This is a genomic window from Herminiimonas sp. Marseille-P9896 (assembly GCF_903993245.1).
GTDB lineage: Bacteria > Pseudomonadota > Gammaproteobacteria > Burkholderiales > Burkholderiaceae_D > Oxalicibacterium > Oxalicibacterium contaminans.
In genome coordinates this window covers 816652-841316 of record NZ_CAJEVT010000003.1, presented here as the reverse complement: position 1 = coordinate 841316, position 24665 = coordinate 816652, and the positions used below count along the sequence as shown (strand labels likewise).

At 54.0% G+C, this 24665-nt stretch carries 21 protein-coding genes; 6 read left to right on the top strand and 15 right to left on the bottom strand.

Features of this window, described 5'->3' with window-relative positions; genetic code table 11:
• Window positions 1-111 precede the first annotated feature (111 nt).
• The 11 genes from H7U06_RS14190 to H7U06_RS14140 form a co-directional block, all read right to left on the bottom strand.
• Window positions 112-519 (bottom strand): hypothetical protein, encoded by a 408-nt coding sequence (locus tag H7U06_RS14190; protein ID WP_175626750.1) that lies wholly within the window; start codon window positions 517-519, stop codon window positions 112-114.
• A gap of 12 nt (window positions 520-531) precedes the next feature.
• Window positions 532-1959 (bottom strand): dihydrolipoyl dehydrogenase, encoded by a 1428-nt coding sequence (gene lpdA / locus H7U06_RS14185; RefSeq protein ID WP_175626749.1) that lies wholly within the window; start codon window positions 1957-1959, stop codon window positions 532-534.
• A 77-nt stretch (window positions 1960-2036) separates the two neighbouring features.
• Window positions 2037-3308, bottom strand: a complete 1272-nt coding sequence (gene odhB / locus H7U06_RS14180; RefSeq protein ID WP_175626748.1) for a 2-oxoglutarate dehydrogenase complex dihydrolipoyllysine-residue succinyltransferase — start codon at window positions 3306-3308, stop codon at window positions 2037-2039.
• A 60-nt stretch (window positions 3309-3368) separates the two neighbouring features.
• Window positions 3369-6227, bottom strand: a complete 2859-nt coding sequence (locus H7U06_RS14175) for a 2-oxoglutarate dehydrogenase E1 component (RefSeq protein WP_175626747.1) — start codon at window positions 6225-6227, stop codon at window positions 3369-3371.
• Between the two features lie 212 nt (window positions 6228-6439).
• The gene (gltA, locus tag H7U06_RS14170; protein ID WP_175626746.1) at window positions 6440-7750 is read right to left on the bottom strand and encodes a citrate synthase; all 1311 of its coding nucleotides are present in this window, start codon (window positions 7748-7750) and stop codon (window positions 6440-6442) included.
• A 77-nt stretch (window positions 7751-7827) separates the two neighbouring features.
• A complete protein-coding gene (locus tag H7U06_RS14165; RefSeq protein WP_175626745.1) occupies window positions 7828-8097 on the bottom strand; it encodes a succinate dehydrogenase assembly factor 2 in 270 nt (89 codons plus the stop codon).
• Between the two features lie 94 nt (window positions 8098-8191).
• Entirely contained in the window at window positions 8192-8902 is a 711-nt protein-coding gene (locus tag H7U06_RS14160; protein WP_124572517.1) for a succinate dehydrogenase iron-sulfur subunit, read from the bottom strand.
• Between the two features lie 11 nt (window positions 8903-8913).
• Window positions 8914-10692 (bottom strand): succinate dehydrogenase flavoprotein subunit, encoded by a 1779-nt coding sequence (gene sdhA, locus H7U06_RS14155; RefSeq protein ID WP_124572518.1) that lies wholly within the window; start codon window positions 10690-10692, stop codon window positions 8914-8916.
• Between the two features lies 1 nt (window position 10693).
• Window positions 10694-11059, bottom strand: coding sequence for a succinate dehydrogenase, hydrophobic membrane anchor protein (sdhD, locus tag H7U06_RS14150; protein ID WP_175626744.1), 366 nt, complete (start codon window positions 11057-11059; stop codon window positions 10694-10696).
• A complete protein-coding gene (gene sdhC, locus H7U06_RS14145; RefSeq protein WP_175626743.1) occupies window positions 11059-11469 on the bottom strand; it encodes a succinate dehydrogenase, cytochrome b556 subunit in 411 nt (136 codons plus the stop codon). Before sdhC ends, sdhD begins: the two co-directional genes overlap by 1 nt.
• 140 nt (window positions 11470-11609) lie before the next feature.
• On the bottom strand, window positions 11610-12392 hold the full coding sequence (locus tag H7U06_RS14140) for a GntR family transcriptional regulator (protein WP_175626742.1): 783 nt from the start codon (window positions 12390-12392) through the stop codon (window positions 11610-11612).
• A 301-nt stretch (window positions 12393-12693) separates the two neighbouring features.
• Here H7U06_RS14140 and H7U06_RS14135 point away from each other — a divergent pair, with 301 nt between their 5' ends.
• The 5 genes from H7U06_RS14135 to H7U06_RS14115 all read left to right on the top strand — a co-directional run bounded on the left by H7U06_RS14135 (window position 12694) and on the right by H7U06_RS14115 (window position 19587).
• Window positions 12694-13683 (top strand): malate dehydrogenase, encoded by a 990-nt coding sequence (locus H7U06_RS14135; protein ID WP_012079360.1) that lies wholly within the window; start codon window positions 12694-12696, stop codon window positions 13681-13683.
• A gap of 79 nt (window positions 13684-13762) precedes the next feature.
• Entirely contained in the window at window positions 13763-14734 is a 972-nt protein-coding gene (locus tag H7U06_RS14130; RefSeq protein WP_175626741.1) for a CoA ester lyase, read from the top strand.
• 61 nt (window positions 14735-14795) lie between these two features.
• Window positions 14796-15299, top strand: coding sequence for a hypothetical protein (locus tag H7U06_RS14125; RefSeq protein ID WP_175626740.1), 504 nt, complete (start codon window positions 14796-14798; stop codon window positions 15297-15299).
• A 104-nt stretch (window positions 15300-15403) separates the two neighbouring features.
• Window positions 15404-18127 (top strand): aconitate hydratase AcnA, encoded by a 2724-nt coding sequence (gene acnA, locus H7U06_RS14120; RefSeq protein WP_175626739.1) that lies wholly within the window; start codon window positions 15404-15406, stop codon window positions 18125-18127.
• A 209-nt stretch (window positions 18128-18336) separates the two neighbouring features.
• The gene (locus H7U06_RS14115) at window positions 18337-19587 is read left to right on the top strand and encodes a DUF2863 family protein (RefSeq protein ID WP_175626738.1); all 1251 of its coding nucleotides are present in this window, start codon (window positions 18337-18339) and stop codon (window positions 19585-19587) included.
• A gap of 8 nt (window positions 19588-19595) precedes the next feature.
• Here the strand turns inward: H7U06_RS14115 and H7U06_RS14110 are convergent, their stop codons facing one another.
• From H7U06_RS14110 to modA, 4 genes are all read right to left on the bottom strand, one after another.
• Entirely contained in the window at window positions 19596-20060 is a 465-nt protein-coding gene (locus H7U06_RS14110; RefSeq protein WP_175626737.1) for a CYTH domain-containing protein, read from the bottom strand.
• Window positions 20057-21190 (bottom strand): carboxypeptidase family protein, encoded by a 1134-nt coding sequence (locus H7U06_RS14105; RefSeq protein WP_175626736.1) that lies wholly within the window; start codon window positions 21188-21190, stop codon window positions 20057-20059. The genes H7U06_RS14110 and H7U06_RS14105 overlap by 4 nt, the downstream gene beginning before the upstream one ends.
• A gap of 31 nt (window positions 21191-21221) precedes the next feature.
• Entirely contained in the window at window positions 21222-21686 is a 465-nt protein-coding gene (locus tag H7U06_RS14100) for a nitrate reductase associated protein (protein ID WP_175626735.1), read from the bottom strand.
• 71 nt (window positions 21687-21757) lie between these two features.
• Entirely contained in the window at window positions 21758-22516 is a 759-nt protein-coding gene (modA, locus tag H7U06_RS14095; protein ID WP_175626734.1) for a molybdate ABC transporter substrate-binding protein, read from the bottom strand.
• A gap of 445 nt (window positions 22517-22961) precedes the next feature.
• Between modA and H7U06_RS14090 the strand changes: the two genes are divergently transcribed.
• On the top strand, window positions 22962-24659 hold the full coding sequence (locus tag H7U06_RS14090; RefSeq protein WP_175626733.1) for a methyl-accepting chemotaxis protein: 1698 nt from the start codon (window positions 22962-22964) through the stop codon (window positions 24657-24659).
• The last annotated feature ends 6 nt before the right edge of the window (window positions 24660-24665 follow it).

The following is a 24665-nucleotide window of genomic DNA, read 5'->3' as shown; positions in this document are numbered from 1 at the left end:
TAAAATCCAGTCTGTATTTTCGCTATCCAGCGGGCTGATACTTGCAGAAAAAAATGGGCGAGTCATTGCTCGCCCATCTGTCTCTGCACCATACTGGCGGCAGAATGATCTTTACTGCGGCGCCATATTGACCACGACACGAGGCGGATAATAACCGCCGCCACCGGAGCTGATCGGCACACTAAAGCCCAGACCCATACCAACTGCACCGCTACCACCACCGAGACCCAGACCTACACGGGAACCGGATGAAGTTGGCGCATAGGGCGGCAAGCGCAATTCCGTGGTGCGATAGCCCGGCTTATTGCAAATAATCCGCAACTCACCGTTGGCACTGCCCAATTGCACAGTAGCAGGCGTCAACACACTCCAGCTCCCGGAATTGGTGGTCACCGAACAATTGGCACCGCCAAACTCTTGCCCGTTGGAGGCGGTCGCAACTGACACGCGACCATCTCCATTACCGCTGGTGGCACACGCGGTCAGTAGCAAAGGCAAAAGCAAGGCGGCATATCGCATTAAAAAATACTCCTAAAAGTTCAGGGCCCGGCCATCGACCGCCAGCGCTGCCTCTTTGACAGCTTCCGACAACGATGGGTGTGCATGACAGATCCGCGCGATGTCTTCAGAAGATGCACGGAACTCCATTGCGACCACAGCTTCTGAAATCAGTTCCGAAGCCATCGCGCCGATGATGTGTACACCGAGGATTTCATCGGTCTTGGCATCAGCCAGGAATTTCACGAAACCAGTGGTATCACCGAGGGCGCGGGCACGACCGTTAGCGAGGAAAGGGAAAGAGCCGGATTTGTAAGCAATTTTTTCTGCTTTCAGTTGCTGCTCAGTCTTGCCTACCCACGCAATCTCAGGGGAAGTATAAATCACCCATGGAATGGTGTTGAAATTGACATGGCCGTGCTGGCCAGCGATGCGCTCAGCGACCGCGACGCCCTCTTCTTCCGATTTGTGCGCCAGCATAGGACCACGCACCACGTCACCGACTGCCCACACATTCAGCAAGCTGGTTTTGCAATCAGCATCAACCGCGATGAAGCCGCGTTCATCCAGCTTCAGGCCGACTGCTTCTGCATTCAGACCGATGGTGTTAGGCACACGACCGATCGAGACGATCAGCTTGTCAAACACAGCCTTCTGCGCCGCACCTTTGTCGTCAACGTAATTGACCGTGACGTCGTTTTTGCCCGCAGTGATCGCACCGATCTGCACACCGAGACTGATGGCCAGGCCTTGCTTGGCGAATTGTTTGAACGCTTCTTTGGCAACTGCGTCATCGACTGCACCGAGGAAAGCTGGCAATGCTTCCAGTACTGTCACTTCGGAACCCAGGCGACGCCAGACGCTACCCATTTCCAGTCCGATGACACCGGCACCGATCACGCCCAGACGCTTAGGCACATCAGTGATTGCCAACGCACCGGTATTCGACAGAATCAGTTTTTCATCGAATGCCGCACCTGGCAAGGCACGTGGATTGGAACCGGTTGCCACCACCACATGCTTGGCAAAAATATTTTCTTCCGTCGCACCTGCGATCTTGATTTCATGTCCGCCGTCTGCGGCTTTCACGAAAGAACCACGACCGTGGAAGAAGGTAACCTTGTTCTTTTTAAACAGGTACAGGATGCCGTCATTGTTTTGTTTAACAACGCTATCTTTACGCGCCACCATCTTCTTGACGTTGAGCGACAAACCTTTGACTTCGATCCCGTGATCGGCAAACGCATGACCTGCATGATCATAATTTTCCGACGATTGCAGCATCGCTTTCGATGGTATGCAACCTACATTGGTACATGTGCCACCAGGCGCAGGGCCGCCCTTTTCGTTTTTCCATTCGTCGATACAAGCGACCGTGAAACCTAGCTGCGCTGCACGTATCGCTGCGACATAACCGCCAGGACCGGCGCCGATTACTACCACATCAAAATTCTTCGACATATCTTTACCCCATTAAAGAAAAAGACACAAAGGCATCCATATACCTGGGCCTTTGTGTCTTTTCATTTGGTCAAATATCAGAGGTCCAGCAGCAGACGCGCAGGATCTTCCAATGCTTCCTTCATCGCTACCAGGCCCAGCACCGCTTCACGGCCATCGATGATGCGATGGTCATAAGACATCGCCAGATAGTTCATCGGGCGTATCACGATCTGGCCGTTTTCAACCACTGCACGTTCTTTCGTTGCGTGGATGCCGAGGATCGCAGATTGCGGTGGGTTGATGATAGGAGTCGACAGCATGGAGCCGAAGATACCGCCGTTCGAAATCGAGAAAGTACCACCGGTCAGATCGTCCAGTGTCAGCTTGCCGTCCTTCGCCTTGTTACCGAATTCACCGATTTTCTTTTCGATCTCGGCGATCGACATTTGATCTGCATCGCGCAGGATAGGCACCACCAGACCGCGTGGTGAACCGACTGCGATACCGATATCGAAGTAACCGTGATAGACGATGTCATTGCCATCGACCGACGCGTTGATGATCGGATATTTTTTCAATGCCGCTACTGCAGCCTTGACGAAGAAAGACATGAAGCCAAGTTTGACGCCATGTTCTTTTTCGAACTTGTCTTTGTACTTGGTACGCAGATCGATCACTGGCTGCATGTTGACTTCATTGAAGGTCGTCAAGATGGCATTGCTCGATTGCGATTGCAGCAGACGCTCGGCGATACGTGCGCGCAGGCGGCTCATAGGCACGCGCTCTTCCGGACGATTCGCCAGTGCGGCAGACGGTGCGGCCGGTGCGGCGACTTGCTGCAGAGCCGGTTTCGCGGCTACGGCTGGAGCTGCCGGTGCCGGAGCAGTTGCTGGCTGGGCGAGCTGGTTGATCACATCACCCTTGGTGACACGACCATCCTTGCCGCTGCCTGCAACATCGCTGGCGGACAAATTGTTTTCTGCCAGCATTTTTGCAGCCGCCGGCATTGCAATACCCGCAGCGCTGTTGGACGCCGCAGCAGGCGCACTCGCCGCTGGCGCCGGTGCGCTTGCAGGCGTGGTCGCGGCCAGTGGCGCGACTGCTGCCGGAATTGCGACCGCCGACAAATCGGTATCGATCAGTGCGATGACTTCGCCGGCAACCACGGTGCTGTTGTCAGCACGCACGATTTGCGTAATCACGCCCGCGTCAGGTGCCGGCAGTTCCAGCACGACTTTATCGGTTTCGATGTCGATCAGGTTTTCGTCACGGGCAACAGTGTCACCCACCTTTTTATGCCATTGCAGCAGGGTAGCCTCTGCAACTGATTCCGACAATTGCGGAACTTTCACCTCAAGAATTGCCATTTAACTCTCCGTTTCGGGTTGTTCGTACGACACCCCAGTCTTTGGGGTGCCGCAGGGTCTTTATTTCGTTTGTACGAAACCTTTTAATTTGGCAAAAGCCGCATCTATCAATGCTTTTTGCTGCGCGTAATGCTTGTCGTAATAACCGACCGCAGGCGATGCGCTGGCTGGACGACCGGCATATGCCAGCTTCTGTCCATCCGCCATGTTTTCCAGAATATTGTGTTGAATCTGGAACCATGCGCCCTGGTTCTGCGGTTCATCCTGCGCCCATACCAACTCGGCGAAATTCGGGAATTTCTTGAGTTCAGCCGCAAAGGCCTTGTGCGGGAATGGATACAGTTGTTCGATACGGATAATCGCGACGTCATTCTGACCACGCTCTTTACGTGCTGCGATCAGGTCGTAGTAGACACGACCGGAGCAGGCAATTACGCGCTTCACTTTTTTCGCATCGATCTTGTCATCCACTTCACCGATCACGGTCTGGAACGAACCTTTGGCCAATTCGCTCAGTGGCGATCCGGCATCCTTGTTACGCAACAGCGACTTCGGTGTCAGGATAACCAATGGCTTGCGGAACAAACGTATCATCTGACGACGCAGCAGATGGAAGATCTGCGCCGCAGTAGTTGGTTGCACCACTTGCATATTGTTGTCCGCGCACAGTTGCAGGAAGCGTTCAGGACGAGCAGATGAGTGCTCTGGCCCCTGTCCTTCGTATCCGTGCGGCAGCATCATGACCAGGCCAGAAGCACGCCCCCACTTCACTTCGCCGGAACTGATAAATTGGTCGATCACGACTTGCGCGCCGTTGACGAAGTCACCGAACTGCGCTTCCCAGATCACCAGGGTATTGGGTTCTGCAGTCGAGTAACCGTATTCATAGGCCAGTACTGCTTCTTCCGACAGTACGGAATCGATGACACGGAACCAGGCCTGCTGGTCGGAGACGTTTTGCAGCGGCACATAGGTACCTGCATCCCAACGTTCACGGTTTTGATCATGCAGGACTGCGTGACGATGCACAAAGGTACCGCGACCAGAATCCTGACCAGTCAGGCGCACTGCGTAACCGGAGCTCACCAGCGACGCATAAGCCAGATGCTCGCCCATACCCCAATCCAGATTCATTTCGCCACGCCCCATCGCTGCACGGTCGTTCAGTACTTTCTCTACCAGCGGATGAACCTTGAAATTCTCCGGCAAGGTCGTGATACGTTCCGCCAGGCGCTTCAACTCAGTAATCGGCACTGCTGTATCGGCAGCATCGGTCCATTTGCGGTTGAGGAAAGGCATCCAGTCAACCGCATACTTGCTCTTGAAGTTGGAAATAACAGGATCGACTGTGTGCTTACCAGCATCCATCGCATCGCGATATTCCTTGACCATCGCATCGCCATCATCAGCAGCTATGGTGCCTTGTGTCAGCAATTTGTCGGCGTAGAGTTTGCGTGTGCCTGGATGAGCGGCAATCTTTTTGTACATCAAGGGTTGCGTCAAGGCCGGGGTGTCTTGCTCGTTGTGGCCCAGTTTGCGGTAGCAAACAATATCAACCACGATGTCCTTGCGGAATTCGAGGCGGTAGTCGAGTGCCAGTTGCGCAGCAAAAACAACGGCTTCCGGATCGTCGCCATTGACGTGGATCACCGGCGCTTCAATCATCTTCGACACGTCGGTGCAATACAGCGTGGAGCGTGAATCACGCGGATCCGAAGTGGTGAAACCGATCTGGTTATTGATGATGATGTGCACGGTACCGCCGGTGCCATACCCACGGGTCTGCGCCAGGTTCAGCGTTTCCATGATGACGCCCTGCCCGGCAAACGCGGCATCGCCGTGAATCAGGATAGGCAGTACTTGTTGCGACGGATCGTTCTGGCCGCGACGTTCGATACGTGCGCGCACCGAACCTTCGACCACTGGATTAACGATTTCCAGATGTGACGGGTTAAACGCCAGCGACAGGTGAATAGGACCGCCTGGTGTGCTGATGTCGGATGAGAAGCCTTGGTGGTATTTGACGTCGCCGGATGGCAAGTCATCGCCATGACGACCTTCGAATTCGGCAAACAATTCCTGCGGCATTTTGCCCAGGGTGTTAACCAGGACGTTCAGACGGCCGCGATGCGCCATACCGATCACGATTTCCTGCACGCCTTTTTCGCCACCGCGCTGGATGACTTCATCCAGTGCCGCGATAAAGCTTTCGCTGCCTTCCAGCGAGAAGCGTTTCTGGCCCACGTATTTGGTGTGCAGATAGCGCTCCAGGCCTTCAGCTGCCGTCAGGCGCTCAAGGATGTGTTTTTTCTTTTCGCTGGAAAAAGTCGGGGTCGAGCGTACCGATTCAAAACGTTCCTGCAACCACAGCTTTTGCACCGGGTCACTGATGTACATGAACTCAGGACCGATGGAACGGCAATAGGTGTCACGCAAGGCGTTGAGCAAATCGCGCAGCGACGATGTTTCGCTACCGAAATGGGTATTGCTGATATTGAAAACGATATCCATATCCGCATCGGTAAAACCATAGAAGCTAGGCTCCAGTTGCGGGATAGGCGGACGTTCCTGGCGTTGCAGCGGGTCGAGGTTGGCCCAGTTATTACCGAGCACGCGATAGGCGGCAATCAGCTGTGTAACGGCGACGCGTTTGCGTCCCATTTCGACATCTTCGGAAGCGGTAACGGTGCGAATCGGGCCATGTTTGGCACGTTCGGCAAAAGAAGCGATGACGGACGCGTGAGCGACGTCAGGTTTGGCTGAACCATCGACGGCAGGCACATGCTGCATGGCGTCGAAATACGCGCGCCAGTTGTCTGGTACGGAGCCTGGGTTGTCGAGGTAAGCCTCGTACAGTTCTTCAACGTACGGTGCGTTCCCTCCAAACAGATAAGAATTGGATTGGGACTGTTGCATCATCTTGCTCACCTTTCTTCGCGTTTCGCGAGATTAGCGGGTTAATTTAACCTTCCGCGACACGGCCTGACCGGTTAGCGGATTGCACATCAAGTTGTGGGGAAGGACTCTTTAATCTATAGCTGTAACTTAACTCAATTTTGTGACATCAGAATAACATAAAACAATTTGGCAAAAAGTGAATCTCCTGACTCACTTTTTGCCTTTAGCGATGATTATGGACGCTTTGCCAAGTCTGGCACGTCGCGTTGCTTTTCACCGATGAACAATTGACGTGGACGGCCGATTTTTTGTTCCGGATCCGAGATCATTTCGTTCCACTGAGCAACCCAGCCAACGGTACGCGCCATCGCGAAGATACCGGTGAACAGCGAGACTGGAATACCCAGCGCGGATTGCACGATGCCCGAGTAGAAATCGACGTTCGGGTACAGTTTGCGCGATACGAAGTATTCGTCTTCCAGCGCCACTTTTTCCAGGGCCATCGCCAGTTTGAACAATGGGTCGTCATGCAAGCCCAGTTCTTCCAGCACTTCGTGGCAGGTTTCACGCATCAGTTTGGCGCGTGGGTCGAAGTTTTTGTAAACACGGTGACCGAAGCCCATCAGTTTGACGCCGGAATTCTTGTCTTTCACCTTAGCGATGAATTCAGGAATCTTGTCGACGGTACCGATTTCTTTCAGCATGTTCAATGCAGCTTCATTCGCACCACCGTGGGCAGGGCCCCACAAACAGGCGATACCGGCAGCGATACAGGCGAACGGATTGGCACCACTGGAACCCGACAGACGCACGGTCGAAGTCGACGCGTTTTGCTCATGGTCTGCGTGCAGGATCAGGATACGATCCAACGCGCGTACCAGGACGTCGCTGATTTTGTATTCTTCGCTAGGTGTCGAGAACATCATGTGCATGAAGTTCGCGCTGTACGACAGGTCATTGCGCGGGTAGACGAAAGGCTGGCCTACCGAGTATTTGTACGACATGGCGACCAGCGTAGGCATCTTCGCGATCAGGCGGATAGCCGATACTTCACGATGGTGCGCGTCAGTGATGTCCAGCGAGTCATGGTAGAACGAAGCCAGCGCGCCGACGGTACCAACCAGTACCGACATCGGGTGCGCGTCGCGACGGAAGCCACGGAAGAAGAATTGCATTTGTTCATGCAACATCGTGTGCTTGGTCACGGTGCTGACGAAGGTTTTCTTTTGCTCTGCATTCGGCAATTCGCCTTTGAGCAAGAGGTAGCAAGTTTCAAGGAAGTCGCACTTTACCGCCAACTGCTCAATCGGGTAACCGCGATACAGCAGTTCGCCTTTATCGCCATCGATGTAAGTGATGGTCGAATCACACGCTGCGGTAGACATAAAGCCTGGATCGTAGGTGAATTTACCGCTGGCACCGTAGAGTTTACGGATGTCGATTACGTCAGGGCCTATGGAACCCTTATAAATCGGCAACTCCACTGATGGCGAACCGTCAGAAAACGACAGTGTGGCTTTGGTGTCAGATTGGGAGTGGGGCATGGCTCTTCCTTCTAATAACGAGGTGAGTCGATTTAAGAATAAATCGCAAAATTAAAAAACCGGTCATACAGCACGCTTTAAATCGCGCGCAATCTAATCAGCAACGCATGGACATGGGGCACATCGGCCTCACCTTCCGGTTCATTGCGTGCCAATAGCAAATTCAGCAATTCATTGTCGGGCAATTCCAGCAATATGGAAAAAGCCTCGACTTCTTCATCCGTCAGCGTTTCTTCGTGTTGATCGAGGAAACGCGTCAGCAATAAATCATTTTCCAGCAAACCACGACGACCACGCCAGCGCAGGCGCGCTCGTTTTACCGGATCAGCTTGGTGGGTTATCGACATGGATACTCACTTAACCTGTTCAATACTACTTCCACGTCATCTGCTGGCGTAAGAAACACAGCGACTAACGCGCTGCGCTTCGTCGAATTGCGCACTATACAGCCCTGCGCACCATCAGTTCCTTGATTTTGCCGATTGCGCGGGTCGGGTTCAAACCCTTGGGACAAACATCCACGCAATTCATAATTGTATGACATCTGAACAATCTGTATGGATCTTCCAGATTATCCAGACGTGCACCAGTGGCTTCATCGCGGCTATCCGCTATGAAACGGTAGGCCTGCAACAAACCGGCCGGACCGACGAATTTATCAGGATTCCACCAGAATGACGGGCACGAAGTCGAGCAGCAGGCGCACAGGATACACTCATACAGGCCATCGAGCTCTTCGCGTTCGGCAGGAGTCTGCAAACGTTCCTTCTCAGGCGGGATTGTATCGTTAATCAGGAACGGTTTGATGGAATCGTATTGTTTAAAGAATTGCGTCATGTCCACGATCAGGTCGCGGATCACCGGCAAACCTGGCAAAGGACGCAATACGATAGGCTCGGTCAACTCATTCAAATTGGTGGTACAAGCCAGGCCATTCTTGCCGTTGATGTTCATCGCGTCCGAGCCGCACACGCCTTCGCGGCAGGAACGACGCAGGGCCAGCGAGTCATCGACGGTCGCCTTGATGCGCTGCAAGGCATCCAGCAGCATCTTGTCATGATCATGCAATTCTACCGTCACATCCTGCATGTACGGCTTTGCATCCTTGTCAGGATCATAGCGGTAAATCTGTAATCTGAGAGTCCGTGCCATGTTCTGACCTTTTAGAAAGTACGTGGTTTAGGCTTGAAGGTGTCTACCGTCAGCGGCTTGGTCACCACCGGCTTGTAGTCCAGTCGATTGCCTTCGGAATAAAACAGCGAGTGCTTCATCCAGTTTTCATCGTCACGCTTTTCGAAATCACGATGCGCATGCGCACCACGTGATTCCTTGCGTGCAGCTGCCGAGGTGATGGTCGCCTTGGCAGTTTCAATCAGGTTATCCAGCTCCAATGCTTCGATACGCGCGGTATTGAAAACACGTGACTTGTCCTTGAACGAGACATGCTTGCGACGCTCATCCAGTTCCATGATTTTCTTGTAGCCGGTTTGCAGCAATTCATCAGTACGGAACACGCCGCAATACTGTTGCATGGTCGAGCGAATATCGTTCGCCACGTCTTGTACACGTTCGCCACCGGTGTTGTTCTCCAGGCGTGACAAACGCGACAGTGCCTGATCAGCTGCATCAGCTGGCAAAGGCTTGTGCGAACGGCTTTTCAAATTGCTCTGCACGATGTGGTTACCCGCAGCGCGACCGAATACCACCAGATCGAGCAAGGAGTTGGTACCCAGACGGTTCGCACCATGTACCGACACGCAAGCGCACTCACCGATCGCGTACAGGCCATTGACCACGTGATTAGGGTTGCCGTCTTTCGGCACCACGACCTGGCCATGGATATTGGTTGGAATGCCGCCCATTTGGTAATGGATAGTAGGCACGACGGGAATCGGCTCACGCGTCGCGTCAACGTTCGCAAACTTGTGCGCGATTTCCAGGATCGATGGCAAGCGCTTCTGGATGGTTTCAGCACCGATGTGGCGCAGGTCCAGCATCACGTGATCCTTGAGCGGACCACAGCCACGGCCTTCCTTGATCTCCTGGTCCATCGAGCGCGATACAAAGTCGCGTGGTGCCAGATCTTTCAGTGTAGGCGCATAACGTTCCATGAAACGTTCGCCTTGACTATTCACCAGAATGCCGCCCTCACCGCGCACGCCTTCGGTAATCAGCACACCTGCACCAGCCACGCCGGTCGGGTGGAACTGCCAGAATTCCATATCTTCCAGTGGCAGGCCAGCGCGTGCTGCCATGCCCATGCCGTCGCCGGTGTTGATGAAGGCATTGGTCGAAGCAGCCCAGATGCGCCCTGCACCGCCGGTTGCAAACAAAGTAGTTTTGGCTTCCAGCATCATGACGTCGCCGGTTTCCATTTCCAGTGCGACGACACCGATCACATCACCATCCGCATCACGCATCAGGTCGATCGCCATCCACTCAACAAAGAAATGGGTACGGGCGCGCACATTGCGCTGGTACAGCGTATGCAGCAAGGCATGACCGGTACGATCCGCCGCCGCGCATGCACGTTGCACCGGCTTTTCACCGAAATTTGCGGTATGACCGCCAAACGGACGCTGGTAAATCGTGCCGTCGGAGTTGCGGTCAAAAGGCATGCCGAAGTGTTCCAGCTCGTAGACGACTTTCGGCGCTTCGCGGCACATGAATTCGATAGCATCCTGGTCGCCCAGGTAATCCGAACCTTTGACGGTATCGAACATATGCCAGTACCAATTGTCTTCCGCCATATTGCCGAGTGAAGCACCGATACCGCCCTGGGCAGCAACCGTATGCGAACGGGTCGGGAATACCTTGGACAAGACTGCAACGTTCAGACCTGCTTCTGCAAGTTGCAACGATGCGCGCATGCCGGAACCGCCGGCACCGACAATGATGGCGTCAAAGTGACGTGACGGAATGCTGGTTTTGATTGCTGCCACGTTACGCTCTCCAGAGAATTTGCGCCGTCCATCCGGCGCAAGCGACGAGCCACAAAATCGTGGCGACCTGCAATGTGAGGCGTATAGAAACCGGTTTGATGTAATCCATCCAGATGTTCCGCATGCCGACCCAGGCGTGATAGAACAAAGCCAAGAAGGTAACAAACGTAAACATCTTGACCCACTGCTGCGCGAACAAGCCCGCCCAGCCTTCATAGCTAAAATCCGATGCAGTCAGGAAGGTGATCAGCAGCACCGCCGTGTACAGCACCATCACGATGGCCGTGATGCGTTGCGCCAGCCAGTCCCTTACGCCGTAGTGCGCACCAACGACCAGGCGGTGACGTCCGATATTGTCGATAGGCATCAGAATGCTCCAAACAGTTTGAGGGCGACCAGTGCGGTCAAAGGCAGGCTGACAGCGAATACGATCAGGGCAGATTTCTTGCCGGTGACTTTATCGACGCCGACATGCACATCCATCAGCAAATGGCGTATGCCCGCGCAGAAATGGTGCAGATACGCCCAGACCAGCGCGAGGATAATCAGTTTGACGAACCAGTGCGAAGCAATGCCCCTGAAATGCTCAAAAGAGATTTCAGACAGCAGGCTCTTGTCCAGCAGGAAAAGGATGAATGGCAACAGCAAGAAGATGAAAGCACCACTGGCGCGGTGCAATATCGACTGTATCGCAGCAAGTGGAAAGCGATATCGGAGCAGATCTGTAACGTTGATATTACGGAACTCTCTCTTGCCGGTTTTGAGTGAATCAGACATGGCAGGACTTTCCAAAACGAGATAAACCACTAATTTTCACCGATATTGGTGCGCCACAGCAATACAAATTATTTTTCATTATCAACTGGCTTGCTTATTTAATAATACGGGCTTGCTGGTTTATTGAATTAGCTGCAACTTTAGTTCAAATCGTTACGGTAATGATGATTGTTTGTCACGTAGTAAGAGCGCCTTACTTCGACCGGTTTATCACCATATGTAAATGAAACGCGGGTCACGCTGAGCAACGGTGTATTCAACGGCAACTGCAATAAATCCGCCGTTACCTGATCCGCCACCACCGCCTTGATATTCTCGACCGCTCTTATCATCTGGGTGCCAAATTCAGTCTCCAGCAGCGCGTACATCGGACCTTTGTACTGCAGCACACGCTCCACCGACAAACCTTTGAAGATAGTCCCTGGCAACCACAGTTCTTCCAGGATGGTAGGCGCATTATCAAAAGACTGCATGCGCTTGAGGAAGACCACGGAATCACCGGTTTTGATGTCGAGCTGACGTGCGATATCAGCCGGCGCACGCAGGCGCTTGGCATCAATAATCGTGTTATCTGGATAAAGCGGCTCGCCGACATCCGGCTTCAGGCGAAGGAAACGGAATTGCGCGCGCGCCTCATGGTGCGTCGCAACAAAAGTACCCTTCCCCTGACGTCGAACCACCAGGTTTTCGGCGGAAAGTTCGTCGATAGCCTTGCGTACGGTGCCCTGGCTGACCTTGAAGCGATTTGCCAGCTCGACTTCGCTGGGGATCAATTCGCCGGGACGCCACTCACCGGATTGCAGACTACGGGTAATAAGAGCCTTGATTTGCTGATACAGCGGACTGAAAGTGGGCGAAGGTGTCGCACCGCCAGCAGTAGCGGCTGCATTATTGTTAGGCAAGGTAGTTGGCGCTGAACTCATAGGACGGATTTCACCACAAAGCAGCCCCGCCGTCCAGCAAAACTTGAAAATAACATGTCTTATATAAGACATAAGATATATATTGACAGCTAAACTTGCCAAGCCTAAACTCGTGGGCAATACAGCTGGGCACAAATTTTACCAACAGAAAGTTGCGGTAACTATTGAGCTTAAGTTGAGCTTATGTTGATCATAAGCGCTTTGACCCCGCTGACTTATCGGGTATTCAACTGTATCATTGCGCCACGCGGAATAAATTCCCAATACCTGACCTCACTCATCACTACCTTGGAGATTCAACATGGCTAAAGCCCCAATGCGTGTCGCCGTTACCGGCGCCGCCGGCCAGATCGGCTATTCCCTTCTGTTCCGCATCGCTAACGGCGATTTGCTGGGTAAAGACCAGCCAGTTATTTTGCAATTGCTGGAAATCGCTGATGAAAAGGCACAAAAAGCGCTGAAAGGCGTGATCATGGAAATCGACGATTGCGCGTTTCCACTGTTGGCAGGTGTCACCGCACACAGCGACCCGATGACCGCATTCAAAGACGCAGATGTTGCCTTGCTGGTTGGCGCACGTCCACGCGGCCCAGGCATGGAACGTAAAGACCTGCTGGAAGCCAATGCACAGATTTTCACGGTACAAGGTAAAGCGCTGGATGCAGTTGCATCGCGCAATGTCAAAGTACTGGTCGTCGGCAACCCAGCCAACACCAATGCTTACATCGCAATGAAATCGGCACCTAACCTGCCAGCCAAAAACTTCACCGCCATGCTGCGCCTGGATCACAACCGTGCCTTGTCGCAAATCGCAGCGAAGATCAGCAAGCCAGTTACCTCGATCGAAAAACTGACGGTCTGGGGCAATCACTCGCCTACCATGTACCCTGACTATCGTTTCGCAACAGCTGATGGCAAATCGGTTAAAGAAGCGATCAACGACGAAGTCTGGAACAAAGACGTATTCCTGCCTACAGTCGGCAAACGCGGCGCAGCCATCATCGACGCACGCGGCGTATCGTCGGCAGCTTCGGCAGCCAACGCAGCGATCGACCACGTCCGTGACTGGGTGCTCGGCACCAACGGCAAATGGGTCACCATGGGTATCCCTTCCGATGGTTCGTATGGCATTCCGAAAGACACCATTTTCGGTTTCCCTGTCACCGTTGAAAACGGCGAATACAAAATCGTTCAAGGCCTGGAAATCGATGCATTCTCGCAAGAGCGCATCAACCTGACCCTGAAAGAGTTGCTCGAAGAACGCGAAGGTGTGAAACATCTCCTAGGCTAATGCGCGCATCGATGGGCAGGCAGACCTGCCCATCTCCTTCGTAGCAAGTCCGACCAAGATCGACAATTACGCAACATACATGCATCCTTCAGAAGTCCTATTTCAAGGCAAATGCCCACCGGTTTCCATACCGGCATGCGATCACTATGCCGGTTCCGAGAAATTGATGCGTAAATCGCTGGCGCTACAGCAAGAGCTCGGCCCGGTTTTTGATATTACGTTTGACTGTGAAGATGGTGCTGCGCATGGCAATGAAACAGCACATGCGCATCTGCTCGGCACACTCGTCGCCAGCGAAGAAAACCTGTTTGCCCGCATCGGCGCCCGTGTGCACGATGTCAGCAGCGAATTTTTTGCGCAGGATATAGAAATCATCCTGCAACACGCCGCACAAAAACTGGCTTACCTGGTCGTCCCCAAAGTTGAAAGCGTCGCCGATGTGGAGAACGCAATTGCGCTCATCAATCGTCACGCCCATCAGCATGGGCGCGAACAATTGCCGGTACACGTATTAATAGAAACGCATGGCGCATTGGCAGACGCATTTGCCATCGCTGCCCTGCCCCAGGTCGAATGTTTGTCGTTCGGCGTGATGGATTTCGTTTCTGACCATTACGGCGCGATACCCGGCAATGCCATGCGTTCCCCGGGACAGTTCACGCATCCTTTATTAGTACGCGCCAAGCTGGAAATTGCGGCCGCCTGCCACGCCCACGGCAAGGTGCCTTCGCATAACGTCACGACTGAAATCAATGACACCTCAGTCGTCGCCAGTGATGCGCATCGCGCTGCGGCGGAATTTGGTTATACGCGGATGTGGAGCATACATCCGAACCAGATCAAACCGATATTGAAATCATTTGCACCACGTCTGTCCGAAGTCAATGAAGCGGCAGAAATCCTGGCGCAAGCCCATGCTATTCAATGGGGCCCGATACAACATAATGGCAAGCTGCATGATCGCGCCAGTTATCGCTATTACTGGACCATCCTGCAACGTGCCCAGGCCAGCGGTTTAACGCTGCCTGCAGTCGCACATACAATTTTATGAATACCCGTTTGCCCGCATCAAACCTGATGTGGGTGAGTTAAAAATTTTTGGAGAATATCGAATGAAAAAATTGCTCTGCGCATTCCTTCTGATCGGCATGTCTTCCGCAATCGCTCCGGCGTTTGCACAATCGGCTGCCGGCAACAAGGAAGCGGCAAAAAAGCCAGCCGCCAAGGTAACCAAAAAAGCACCAGCCAAAGCAGCCGCTGCTGCAACCCCGGCCGCTGCCGCAGCAGCCGGTGAAGACGAACAGGAAGATCTGGGCGAAGCCAATATCGAAGGCTCGACCGTGACCCATTACAACTGTGAACTGGGCAATAAGATCACGACCTACAACAACGTCGGTGACGACAAGTACATGGCGATCCGCTGGCAAAACAAAGTGCATCGCCTGGGCCGCATCGGTACCAGCACCGGTGCCAACCGTTTTGAAAACCGTAAAGCAGGCCTGGTCTGGATCAACATCCCATCGAAAGCAATGTTGCTCGACTCCCGTAAAGGCCAGCAGCTGGCGAATGAATGCCGCAACCCTGAACAAGCCAAAGCACTCGCTGCCAAAGGCTAAGGGATAGGAATTAAAGGAAGTAAAACGATGCCGCAAGCCGCCGCCGAAATCTGACGGCATCGGGTAGTAAATAATGCCTCGGTTATTTGTATTAAGGAGAAATCATGTCGCGTAACACATTGAATACGCTTAAGGAATTCAATATCACAGCCTCCAAGAAAGGCGAATTCTATTCCTTGCCTGCTCTGGGCAAAAAACTCGGCGTGAATGTTTCCCGTTTGCCGGTTTCCATCCGTATCGTGCTGGAATCGGTGCTGCGCAATTGCGACGGCAAAAAAGTAACTGAAGAACACATCCGCCAACTGGCCAACTGGTCGCCTAACGCCAGCCGCACCGATGAAATTCCTTTCGTCGTGGCACGCGTGGTGCTGCAAGACTTCACCGGCGTACCGCTGCTGGCTGATCTGGCCGCCATGCGTGGCGTTGCTGAAAAGATGGGCAAGAACCCAAAGAACATCGAACCACTGGTGCCGGTAGACCTGGTCGTCGATCACTCCATCCAGATCGATCACTTCCGCCAAAAAAATGCACTCGACCTCAACATGAAACTGGAATTCCAGCGCAATAACGAGCGCTACCAGTTCATGAAATGGGGCATGCAGGCATTCGACACCTTTGGCGTCGTGCCACCAGGCTTCGGTATCGTGCACCAGGTCAACCTGGAATACCTGGCGCGTGGTGTACATCAAAAAGATAGCGTCTACTACCCTGACACCCTGGTCGGTACCGATTCGCACACCACCATGATTAACGGCATCGGCGTAGTCGGCTGGGGCGTAGGCGGTATCGAAGCGGAAGCCGGCATGCTGGGTCAACCGGTCTACTTCCTGACACCAGATGTGGTCGGCGTGAACCTGACCGGCCAACTGCGTGAAGGCGTCACCGCTACCGATCTGGTACTGACCATCACCGAAATGCTGCGCAAGGAAAAAGTCGTCGGCAAGTTCGTCGAATTCTTCGGCGAAGGCACCGCCTCGCTGTCGCTGACCGATCGCGCCACCATCGCCAACATGGCACCGGAATACGGCGCGACCATGGGTTTCTTCCCGGTCGACGATGCAACCATCGATTACTTCAAAGGTACCGGCCGTACCAAGGCAGAAATCGACGCCTTTGAAAACTACTTCAAGGCACAAGGCCTGTACGGCATTCCTAAGTCCGGCGAAATCGACTACACCCACGTCGTCGCGCTGGATCTCGGTTCGGTTGCACCTTCGCTCGCAGGTCCTAAGCGTCCGCAAGACCGTATCGAAATCGGTAACGTCAAACACAACTTCGCAGAACTGTTTGCCAAACCTGTTTCGGAAAACGGCTTCAACAAAAAGATCGAAGACCTGGATGCGACCTACACCAACAGCGACGGCGTCAAAGTCAAAAACGGCGACGTGCTGATCGCTGCGATTACTTCATGCACCAACACTTCCAACCCTAGCGTCTTGCTGACCGCAGGCTTGCTCGCGAAGAAAGCCGTTGAAGCTGGCCTGAAAGTATCGCCACATATCAAAACTTCGCTGGCCCCTGGCTCGCGCGTTGTGACCGAGTACCTGGAAGCAGCAGGCTTGCTGCCCTACCTGGAAAAACTCGGCTTCGGCGTCACCGCCTACGGCTGCACCACCTGTATCGGTAATGCCGGCGACCTGACACCAGCGATGAACGAAGCGATCGTGCAGCACGATATCGTCGCCTCGGCCGTCCTGTCTGGTAACCGTAACTTTGAAGCGCGTATCCACCCGAACATCCGCTCCAACTTCCTCGCCTCGCCACCACTGGTCGTCGCTTACGCGATTGCCGGTAACATGACACGCGATCTGATGACCGAGCCTGTCGGCCGCGGCAAAGGTGCTGATGGCAAAACCCGTGACATCTACCTGGGTGACATCTGGCCGAGCAGCCAGGAAGTGGCCAAGCTGATGAAGTTTGCGATGAATGCGAAGACCTTCAAGGACAACTACGCACAAGTCAAAACCGCACCAGGCAAGCTGTGGGAGCAAATCAAGGGCGTGGCTGAAGGTCAGGTCTACGATTGGCCAACCTCGACCTATATCGCGGAACCACCGTTCTTCAGCGACTTCGCGATGGAGCCGAAAGCAGCAGCGACCGGTATCACCGCAGCACGTGCACTCGGCGTGTTTGGTGATTCGATCACGACTGATCACATCTCGCCTGCAGGCGCGATCAAGGACAGCAGCCCGGCTGGTAAATACCTGAGCGAAAAAGGCGTGATGAAAGCCGATTTCAACTCGTATGGTTCACGTCGCGGCAATCACGAAATCATGATGCGCGGCACCTTCGCCAACGTGCGTATCAAAAACCTGATGATCCCGGCCAAACCGGACGGTTCGCGCGTCGAAGGCGGCGTTACCCTGTTCCAGCCTAGCGGCGAACAAATGTCGATCTACGATGCAGCAATGCGCTACGTTGCAGAAGGCACACCAACCATGGTCTTCGCTGGTGAAGAGTACGGTACCGGTTCGTCGCGTGACTGGGCTGCTAAAGGCACGCAATTGCTGGGCGTCAAGGCAGTGATCGCACGTTCGTACGAACGTATCCACCGTTCCAACCTGGTCGGCATGGGCGTCTTGCCTCTGCAATTCCTCGGCGATGACAGCGTCACCACGCTCGGCATCACCGGCGATGAAACCTTCGACCTGAAAGGCCTGGAAGGCAATCTGCGTCCGCAACAGGAAGTGACCCTGGTCATCCACCGCGCGAATGGCGAAAGCCGTGACGTCAAAGTGCTGTTGCGTATCGATACCCCTATCGAAGTCGATTACTACAAGCACGGCGGCATCCTGCCATTCGTCTTGCGTCAATTGCTGGCCGCGTAATGCCTGTTGTTTCCGTCCAGTGATGGATGGAAACAGCATCTGCAAAAAAGCCGCATGCTTGCATGCGGCTTTTTTTATGCCGTACTTCCTATAAAAGCGCGGCAGACACTATCAGCCCATAAGAATCTGCATACTTTCCCCGTACAAACGTGCGAGCTCGGTGTAATCCACTACAATACATTCATCGCCCTACTTCAGATTGTCCTGACATGCGTCGTCCGAATAAAAATACCAGTCACAAACTATCCGCCGACAGCCAGCGCCTGGCGACGCTCGCCCAGGCGCTTATACAGGCGGCCAGCCGTCTGGAAGAACGCAACTGGGAGCGCCAGCTGGATGTCGTGCTGCGCAAACTGCTGAAGAATGATCATCAGGACACTATCGATGCCGCACTCGATCATTTATTCAAACAGGAATCGGATGCTTACGATGGCCTGATGGAATGCGTGGAAGCCGCCAGCGAATCCTGCCAAGTCGAACACGAAGGTGTGCTCCACGATGCCTTGCTGGTCGCCATGCCGATACTTGCCTGGACACGTTTCTCGATTGCATCGGGAGCGATACCAGCCGAGATGACCGCGACCCTGTCAGCACACTTCCAGGCGCATATACTGGCCCCGAATACGAAGATGGTGATGGCCTCTGCCCTATTCTCTATCGATCAGCTGCCGCGCACGCATGCAGAAACCTTTGCCTTCACGCATCGCATGGCGCAATCTGCGCTGAAAGACGTCACGCTCAAACCACCAGGCCAGGCACCGGAAACGGCGCCCTTCCTGGCTGACACACGTTACCTGCTGGCCGTAGTTACTGCAGTTGCAGGTGAGCCGCTGTTCCGCTGGCAAGTATCGACCAATCCGAATGAACGCGATAACGCACTGACGCAATGGAGTGCGCAGGCGTTGCCGAATATTGCGCACCTGCTGCCGGGTTGCGGCATCGAATTGCTGCTGCCTGAAGCCTACTTTGTTGCCTGCCGCGAAGGCGACAAACAAATCCGCCCGGCTTCGATACGCGCTGCCGTGCATTACCTGACGCATACACTGAATGTCGAAGCATCCGAGTTGCAAGCCATCATAGGCAGCTTTGGCGAGGAATCGACCGATGGCCGGGTTGATGAATATCGCATCAGCTTTACCCGTCTTAATGACACGGATGTGGTGTATGGCACGGTATGGCCGCTGTACGGTGAAGAAGACGATGCAGAGCTGGAATATCGCAGCGTCGAGGTACCAAGCGATCCTGTGATCTCGGCCGACGTCGAGCGTAAATCACCGATAGAGGAAATCCTCGCCCTGCTGGAAGAATGCGGCATCGTGAATGTGAAGCGTCATCTCGAATGCTTCCCTATGGAATTCTGCGATGACTGCGGCACGCCGCTGTATCCGGACATGAATGCCGAACTGGTACATGCAGAAATGCCGGAAGATGCGCCGGTGGGATCGACCCACCTGCACTGAGTCCTACCTCACCAGGCGGTAAAGGGATGGCGTAACAAATTGGCATTGAAGTAACGTGCATCATCTGTCACTTCGACGCCGACCCAGTCCGGTTTGGCAAACACCTGGTTTTCGCTTTCCAGTTCGATCTCTGCCACTACCAGCCCCTGGTTCTCACCGAAGAATTCATCCACCTCCCACACCATGCCTTGGTGCACGATACGGGTACGGTTTTTCTCTATCAATGGGCGCTCGCACAAACCTGTCAGCAATTCATCTGCTTCAGCGAGCGGAATCTCATATTCCCATTCGCCGCGCGTAATACCGGTCACACGGCCCTTGATGGTCAGCGTAGCCGTCTGATCTTCTATCCGCACGCGCACTACGCGATCACGCTGCGAGGACAAATAACCCTGGCGTATAGCCTGCGGTGATCCCAGCTTCTTCCACGCGTCGCCCAGCACCAGGAATTTGCGTTCTATCTCCAGGCTCATCGTGCACTCCGTTCCAGATGATGCAGGATGGGTTGCAGCATCTCCTGTCCCAGCTTGGCACTGCGTGCGCCATTCCAGCCCAGCTTGGGTTCCGGGCTATGCGCGTTATCCTTGAATGGCATTTCCAGTGTCAGCGATACGCATTTAAAGGTATGGCCTATGTATTTGGAAGCCAGCTTCAGCATATCGGCACGATACTTACCGGCGGCATAACCAAACTCGGTCTGGAAGTCTTCGCTGGCGCGCAGGAATTGCTCGATGAAACGCTGCTGCTCATCCACCTGTTGCTGGGAGAATCCTTCCAGCATTTCGCTGCCCGCAACGAAGACATAGGGCAAGCCTTCGTCGCCATGGATATCGAGAAAGAGATCGCAGCCGGTCTCGTGTATCTTGTTTTTGACATGCCAGACTTCCGGGCTGCTTTGCAGCGATGGCGTCATCCATTCACGATTCAGGTTGGCGCCTGCAGCATTGGTGCGCAGGTTGCCCAGGTAGGCGCCATCCGGATTCATATTCGGCACGATGTAAAACACCGCATGCCTGAGCAGCTTCTGCACCAGAGGATTTGTGGACTCCAGCAACGCATCTATCATGCCCTCGGCGAACCACTCAGCCATGCTCTCACCCGGATGCTGGCGCGCAATCACCCACACTTTTTTCTGTGCAGCCGGATCGCCAATGACGACCACATTCAAATCGCGCCCTTGCACGGTATTGCCCAAATCCTGCACCTGCGCGCTGGCGGACATTTGCGCACGCGCCAGCAAATCCAGATGGCGCTCCCATGAGTAAGGCTCAAAGTATGCGTAATACGCACTGTCGTACTGTGGCGTATGCGCTATCGTCATCACTTTGCCGTCGTACGAAGTCGGTACGCGAAACCAATGCTTTCTGTCGTAGCTGGCGACTGCCTGGTAGTTCTGCCAGCCATCCGGATAAGTCGCTTCCGACGCATTCAGGATGCGCATGCTGCAGCGTTCACCACGTACACCTTGCAAGCGGAAGTAAAACCATTGCGCGATATCGGCGTGGCTATCTTTGCGCAAATTCAGCTCTATCGCGGCAGCGCTCTCTGCGCGCACTACCTCTATCGCACCGGCATCGAAGTTCGTACTAATTTTGATCGTCATCACGCTGTCCTGTTTGTTTGCTGCTGCCAACTCACACCAGTCCGAACTCTTTCAGTGCGGGCAGCAAATTGGCATTCTTGTGTCCCGAACGCGTCAGCTTGGTCAGCGCAAAGCGCTGTAAATCATTCAAGCCTGTCCATTGTTCATGCGCAGGCACAGGCAGTGACAATTCAGCCAATCCCTGCGCTACCACATCCGGCACTGCGCTTAAGTCAGCCCATACAGGCGACGGATCGATCTCTACCGTTTCTATCACCGCATCCGGATTATCCGCGTGCACTGCCAGCAAGGCTGCGAGTCGCTCACGATAAGCCTGCTGCTCTGCAGGCGATACACATGGCAAGGCTACCAGCTCTTCGCGCTCATCACGGCTGAGTGTAATCCACGCGGTCAGGGAAATGCGGATACCGCAAGTATCCAGATTGAAACGCATGATCATAGGAATGCGACGCAAGGGATAGCGTCCATCCTGTTCAAATTCAAAAAGCCCCTGCATGATTAAACGACTTCATTCATAACAAATTGATCTGCCCGCCATGTAGCGGGTCGTATTCTGTGTCCTGGGTTTCAGCAGCTACCGAAACCATGCTTCTTCAGTATCGCCTGGCCCGCTGTCGCCAATACGAATTGCACAAAGCGCTGGCCTTGCTCGGATTGCTTGCCCGCCGCGATGCCATAGGCGCTACGTACGTTCAGCTCATCCGGGATAGCGATCACCTGCAGCTGCGGCAACACTATGCGCGTCGAAATCGCATTCGTGCAGTACATGATATATGCATCTGCCTTATCTGCTTCAAATGCAGTGATATAAGGCAGGCGCTCATCTGCTGCGGGAATATGCGCTCCCGATAGCCTGATCGCTTTTGCATTCATGGCTGCATAAAACCCGGCTTGCCGCTTGTCTGCATTGCGAAAGAACTGCCAGGTATAGTCGCCCATGGGATCACTCACCGGGGTCGAGGTCGCTATACGCACCGCCGGATCAGCCAGCAGCGCCAGCAAATCATCGCCATGCAAATCCAGATCCGGCCGCGCCAGCACACATAAATCATTGTGCGTGAACAGTGTAGATGTACCGAGCAGATTCTGCTGCGCCAGCGCTTCGGTATGCCCTACCGAAGCCGAAGCAAACACATCTGCTTGCACACCTGCTTCTATTTCCTGCCTCAGCTTGCCTGACGGTCCATACTGCGCATGAAATGCAGCGCCACCCTGCAGCTGATAGGCCGCCATGATTTCCTCCATGGCACCACGCAGGCTCCCGGCCGCAAATAATTGTGGTACCTGGCTCGCAGCTGAAATAAGTCGGGTCGCCGGAAAGGTCATGATTTACAGACAATCACAGAAAGACAGACATAGTACGCAGCATTGCTGGCATTACCAATATGAGCGCTGCTGCATATATCTGCATGACGTCCGCTCTGGCCGCACCTTGCAGCGATTAACAAGTGCGTACTTCCGGCGCAGCTGTCGCCAGCCTTCAATTTCTTCATTTGGACACCATCCAGTATGTAGTCATGTTTCCATTTTTACATTAACCGGGAAATTGAAATGTGACTTTTCGTGTCTTCGGCTATTTCCCGCCTCCGCATAAGCTGCGCGTAAGCAAGCGTGAGTAAGATCAAATCACACGAATAAAACTTACTGCATGCAGCCACCGTCCGGTGGTCACATAGCAGCATCAAAACTTGTTGTTTTCTTATGTTCTGTCTGCACGTGCCACCTTCAACTAAATCAAGGCACGGCAGATTATCTGCGTGGAGACCGCGATATGTTCAGGAACAAAAGTTTTCCTCTATGGTTGCGACAAAGTACCCTGCTGTTAGTCGCAATTGCATTTGGCAGCGGCCTGGCCTACGTCGCCGCACATCTAAGCACACAGCTAAGCAATGAAATACTCGGCCTGCCCTGGCTGCTGCTGATCGCATCATTACTGAGTACCAGTTTGCTGCTCGTGCTGCGCCCAGGTGGTGGCAGCAAGCGTACCGATTTTGGCAACAAGGTAGGCGGTGAGATCGACCACATCATGATAGGTGCAGCCGAAACTTCGTTCTTCGTCGACTCCATCAAAAACAAAATCGCACAGGATGTGCAGGCAGCAAACGCCATCGTTGCCGGTTCCGAGCAAAATGCCAGCACCACCGAGCAAATCGCCGCAAATGCAGAGCGCGCATCCAGTATCGCGGCTGAAGTGCGTACCGAAAGCGTCGCCGGTCGTACCGAAGTCAACCAGGGTCTGGAGCAAATCAGCAAGGCGCGCGACGATGCACAGACCGCATCGGAAATGATGCGTGTGCTGCAGGAAAAATCACGGCGCATACATGGCATCACTGAAGTCATCAGTGAAATCGCCGCACGCACCAACCTGCTCGCATTAAATGCAGCGATCGAAGCAGCGCGCGCCGGTGAGCACGGTCGCGGCTTTGCCGTGGTAGCGGGTGAAGTACGACAACTGGCGCAGCGTACCAAGGAAGCTACCGATGATATCGGTTCCATGGTGACAGCCATTAACGTGGAAGCCGAACGCGCAGCGGGTGGCATGCAGGCACTCAGCAGCAAAGTGATGGAAGCATCACAAAACGTGGAGCGCGTGCATGGCTTTCTCAGCAATATAGAACGCGCTGCCAGCACTTCGGAAGAAGAGATACAGCAAATCGCGCACGCCTCACGCGAACATGTAGAGACCACGCACAAAATCGCCGCAGCCATCCTCAAGATACGCGACGGCATGCTGGAAACGGATACCGAGTTGCCACGCGTCGCTGCTTCCGCTATGGCCTTATCGGAACGCGCTGAAATCGTCTACGACGCGATCGCCGAAAGCGGTGCCGCGACGCAGCACGATCAAATTCGCATGGTCGCCAGTACGGCAGCTCAACAAATTGGCAAGCTCTTTGAGCAAGCAATCGCGAACGGCAGCATCACTGAAGCCGCCCTGTTTGATCGCCAGTACCGGCTCTTACCGAATACATCGCCGCCCAAACACAGCACGCAATTCGACGCCTACACTGATCGGGTATTACCCGATATACAGGAGCCGATACTGGACGCGATGCCACAACTGGCCTACGCAGGTGCAGTCGATGACAATGGCTACTTCCCTACCCATAACAAAAAATTCTCCAAGCCGCTGACCGGCGACTATGATGTCGACCTGGTGAATAATCGCACCAAGCGCATCTTCACCGATCGCACCGGCAAGCGCTGCGGCTCGAATACCAAACCATTTTTATTGCAGACCTATAAACGCGACACCGGTGAAGTCATGCATGACTTATCGGTGCCGATTTATGTACACGGTAAGCATTGGGGCGGCTTCCGGATAGGCTACCGATCGAGTTCAGCGGAGGTGGCTCCGGTTGCACAAACACGTGCGCCATCGGCAGTCAGCCAGGCCCCATCACGCACGCCCAAGCAGATCGCAGGTACGCCTGCAAAAATTAGGCGCGTATCGACAAAATTATCCTGAGCATGG

Coding starts and splice junctions, on each gene's coding strand:
- H7U06_RS14190 (WP_175626750.1), bottom strand. CDS start 519: ATGCGATATGCCGCCTTGCTTTTGCCTTTGCTACTGACCGCGTGTGCC.
- lpdA (WP_175626749.1), bottom strand. CDS start 1,959: ATGTCGAAGAATTTTGATGTGGTAGTAATCGGCGCCGGTCCTGGCGGT.
- odhB (WP_175626748.1), bottom strand. CDS start 3,308: ATGGCAATTCTTGAGGTGAAAGTTCCGCAATTGTCGGAATCAGTTGCA.
- H7U06_RS14175 (WP_175626747.1), bottom strand. CDS start 6,227: ATGATGCAACAGTCCCAATCCAATTCTTATCTGTTTGGAGGGAACGCA.
- gltA (WP_175626746.1), bottom strand. CDS start 7,750: ATGCCCCACTCCCAATCTGACACCAAAGCCACACTGTCGTTTTCTGAC.
- H7U06_RS14165 (WP_175626745.1), bottom strand. CDS start 8,097: ATGTCGATAACCCACCAAGCTGATCCGGTAAAACGAGCGCGCCTGCGC.
- H7U06_RS14160 (WP_124572517.1), bottom strand. CDS start 8,902: ATGGCACGGACTCTCAGATTACAGATTTACCGCTATGATCCTGACAAG.
- sdhD (WP_175626744.1), bottom strand. CDS start 11,059: ATGCCTATCGACAATATCGGACGTCACCGCCTGGTCGTTGGTGCGCAC.
- sdhC (WP_175626743.1), bottom strand. CDS start 11,469: ATGTCTGATTCACTCAAAACCGGCAAGAGAGAGTTCCGTAATATCAAC.
- H7U06_RS14140 (WP_175626742.1), bottom strand. CDS start 12,392: ATGAGTTCAGCGCCAACTACCTTGCCTAACAATAATGCAGCCGCTACT.
- H7U06_RS14135 (WP_012079360.1), top strand. CDS start 12,694: ATGGCTAAAGCCCCAATGCGTGTCGCCGTTACCGGCGCCGCCGGCCAG.
- H7U06_RS14130 (WP_175626741.1), top strand. CDS start 13,763: ATGCATCCTTCAGAAGTCCTATTTCAAGGCAAATGCCCACCGGTTTCC.
- H7U06_RS14125 (WP_175626740.1), top strand. CDS start 14,796: ATGAAAAAATTGCTCTGCGCATTCCTTCTGATCGGCATGTCTTCCGCA.
- acnA (WP_175626739.1), top strand. CDS start 15,404: ATGTCGCGTAACACATTGAATACGCTTAAGGAATTCAATATCACAGCC.
- H7U06_RS14115 (WP_175626738.1), top strand. CDS start 18,337: ATGCGTCGTCCGAATAAAAATACCAGTCACAAACTATCCGCCGACAGC.
- H7U06_RS14110 (WP_175626737.1), bottom strand. CDS start 20,060: ATGAGCCTGGAGATAGAACGCAAATTCCTGGTGCTGGGCGACGCGTGG.
- H7U06_RS14105 (WP_175626736.1), bottom strand. CDS start 21,190: ATGACGATCAAAATTAGTACGAACTTCGATGCCGGTGCGATAGAGGTA.
- H7U06_RS14100 (WP_175626735.1), bottom strand. CDS start 21,686: ATGCAGGGGCTTTTTGAATTTGAACAGGATGGACGCTATCCCTTGCGT.
- modA (WP_175626734.1), bottom strand. CDS start 22,516: ATGACCTTTCCGGCGACCCGACTTATTTCAGCTGCGAGCCAGGTACCA.
- H7U06_RS14090 (WP_175626733.1), top strand. CDS start 22,962: ATGTTCAGGAACAAAAGTTTTCCTCTATGGTTGCGACAAAGTACCCTG.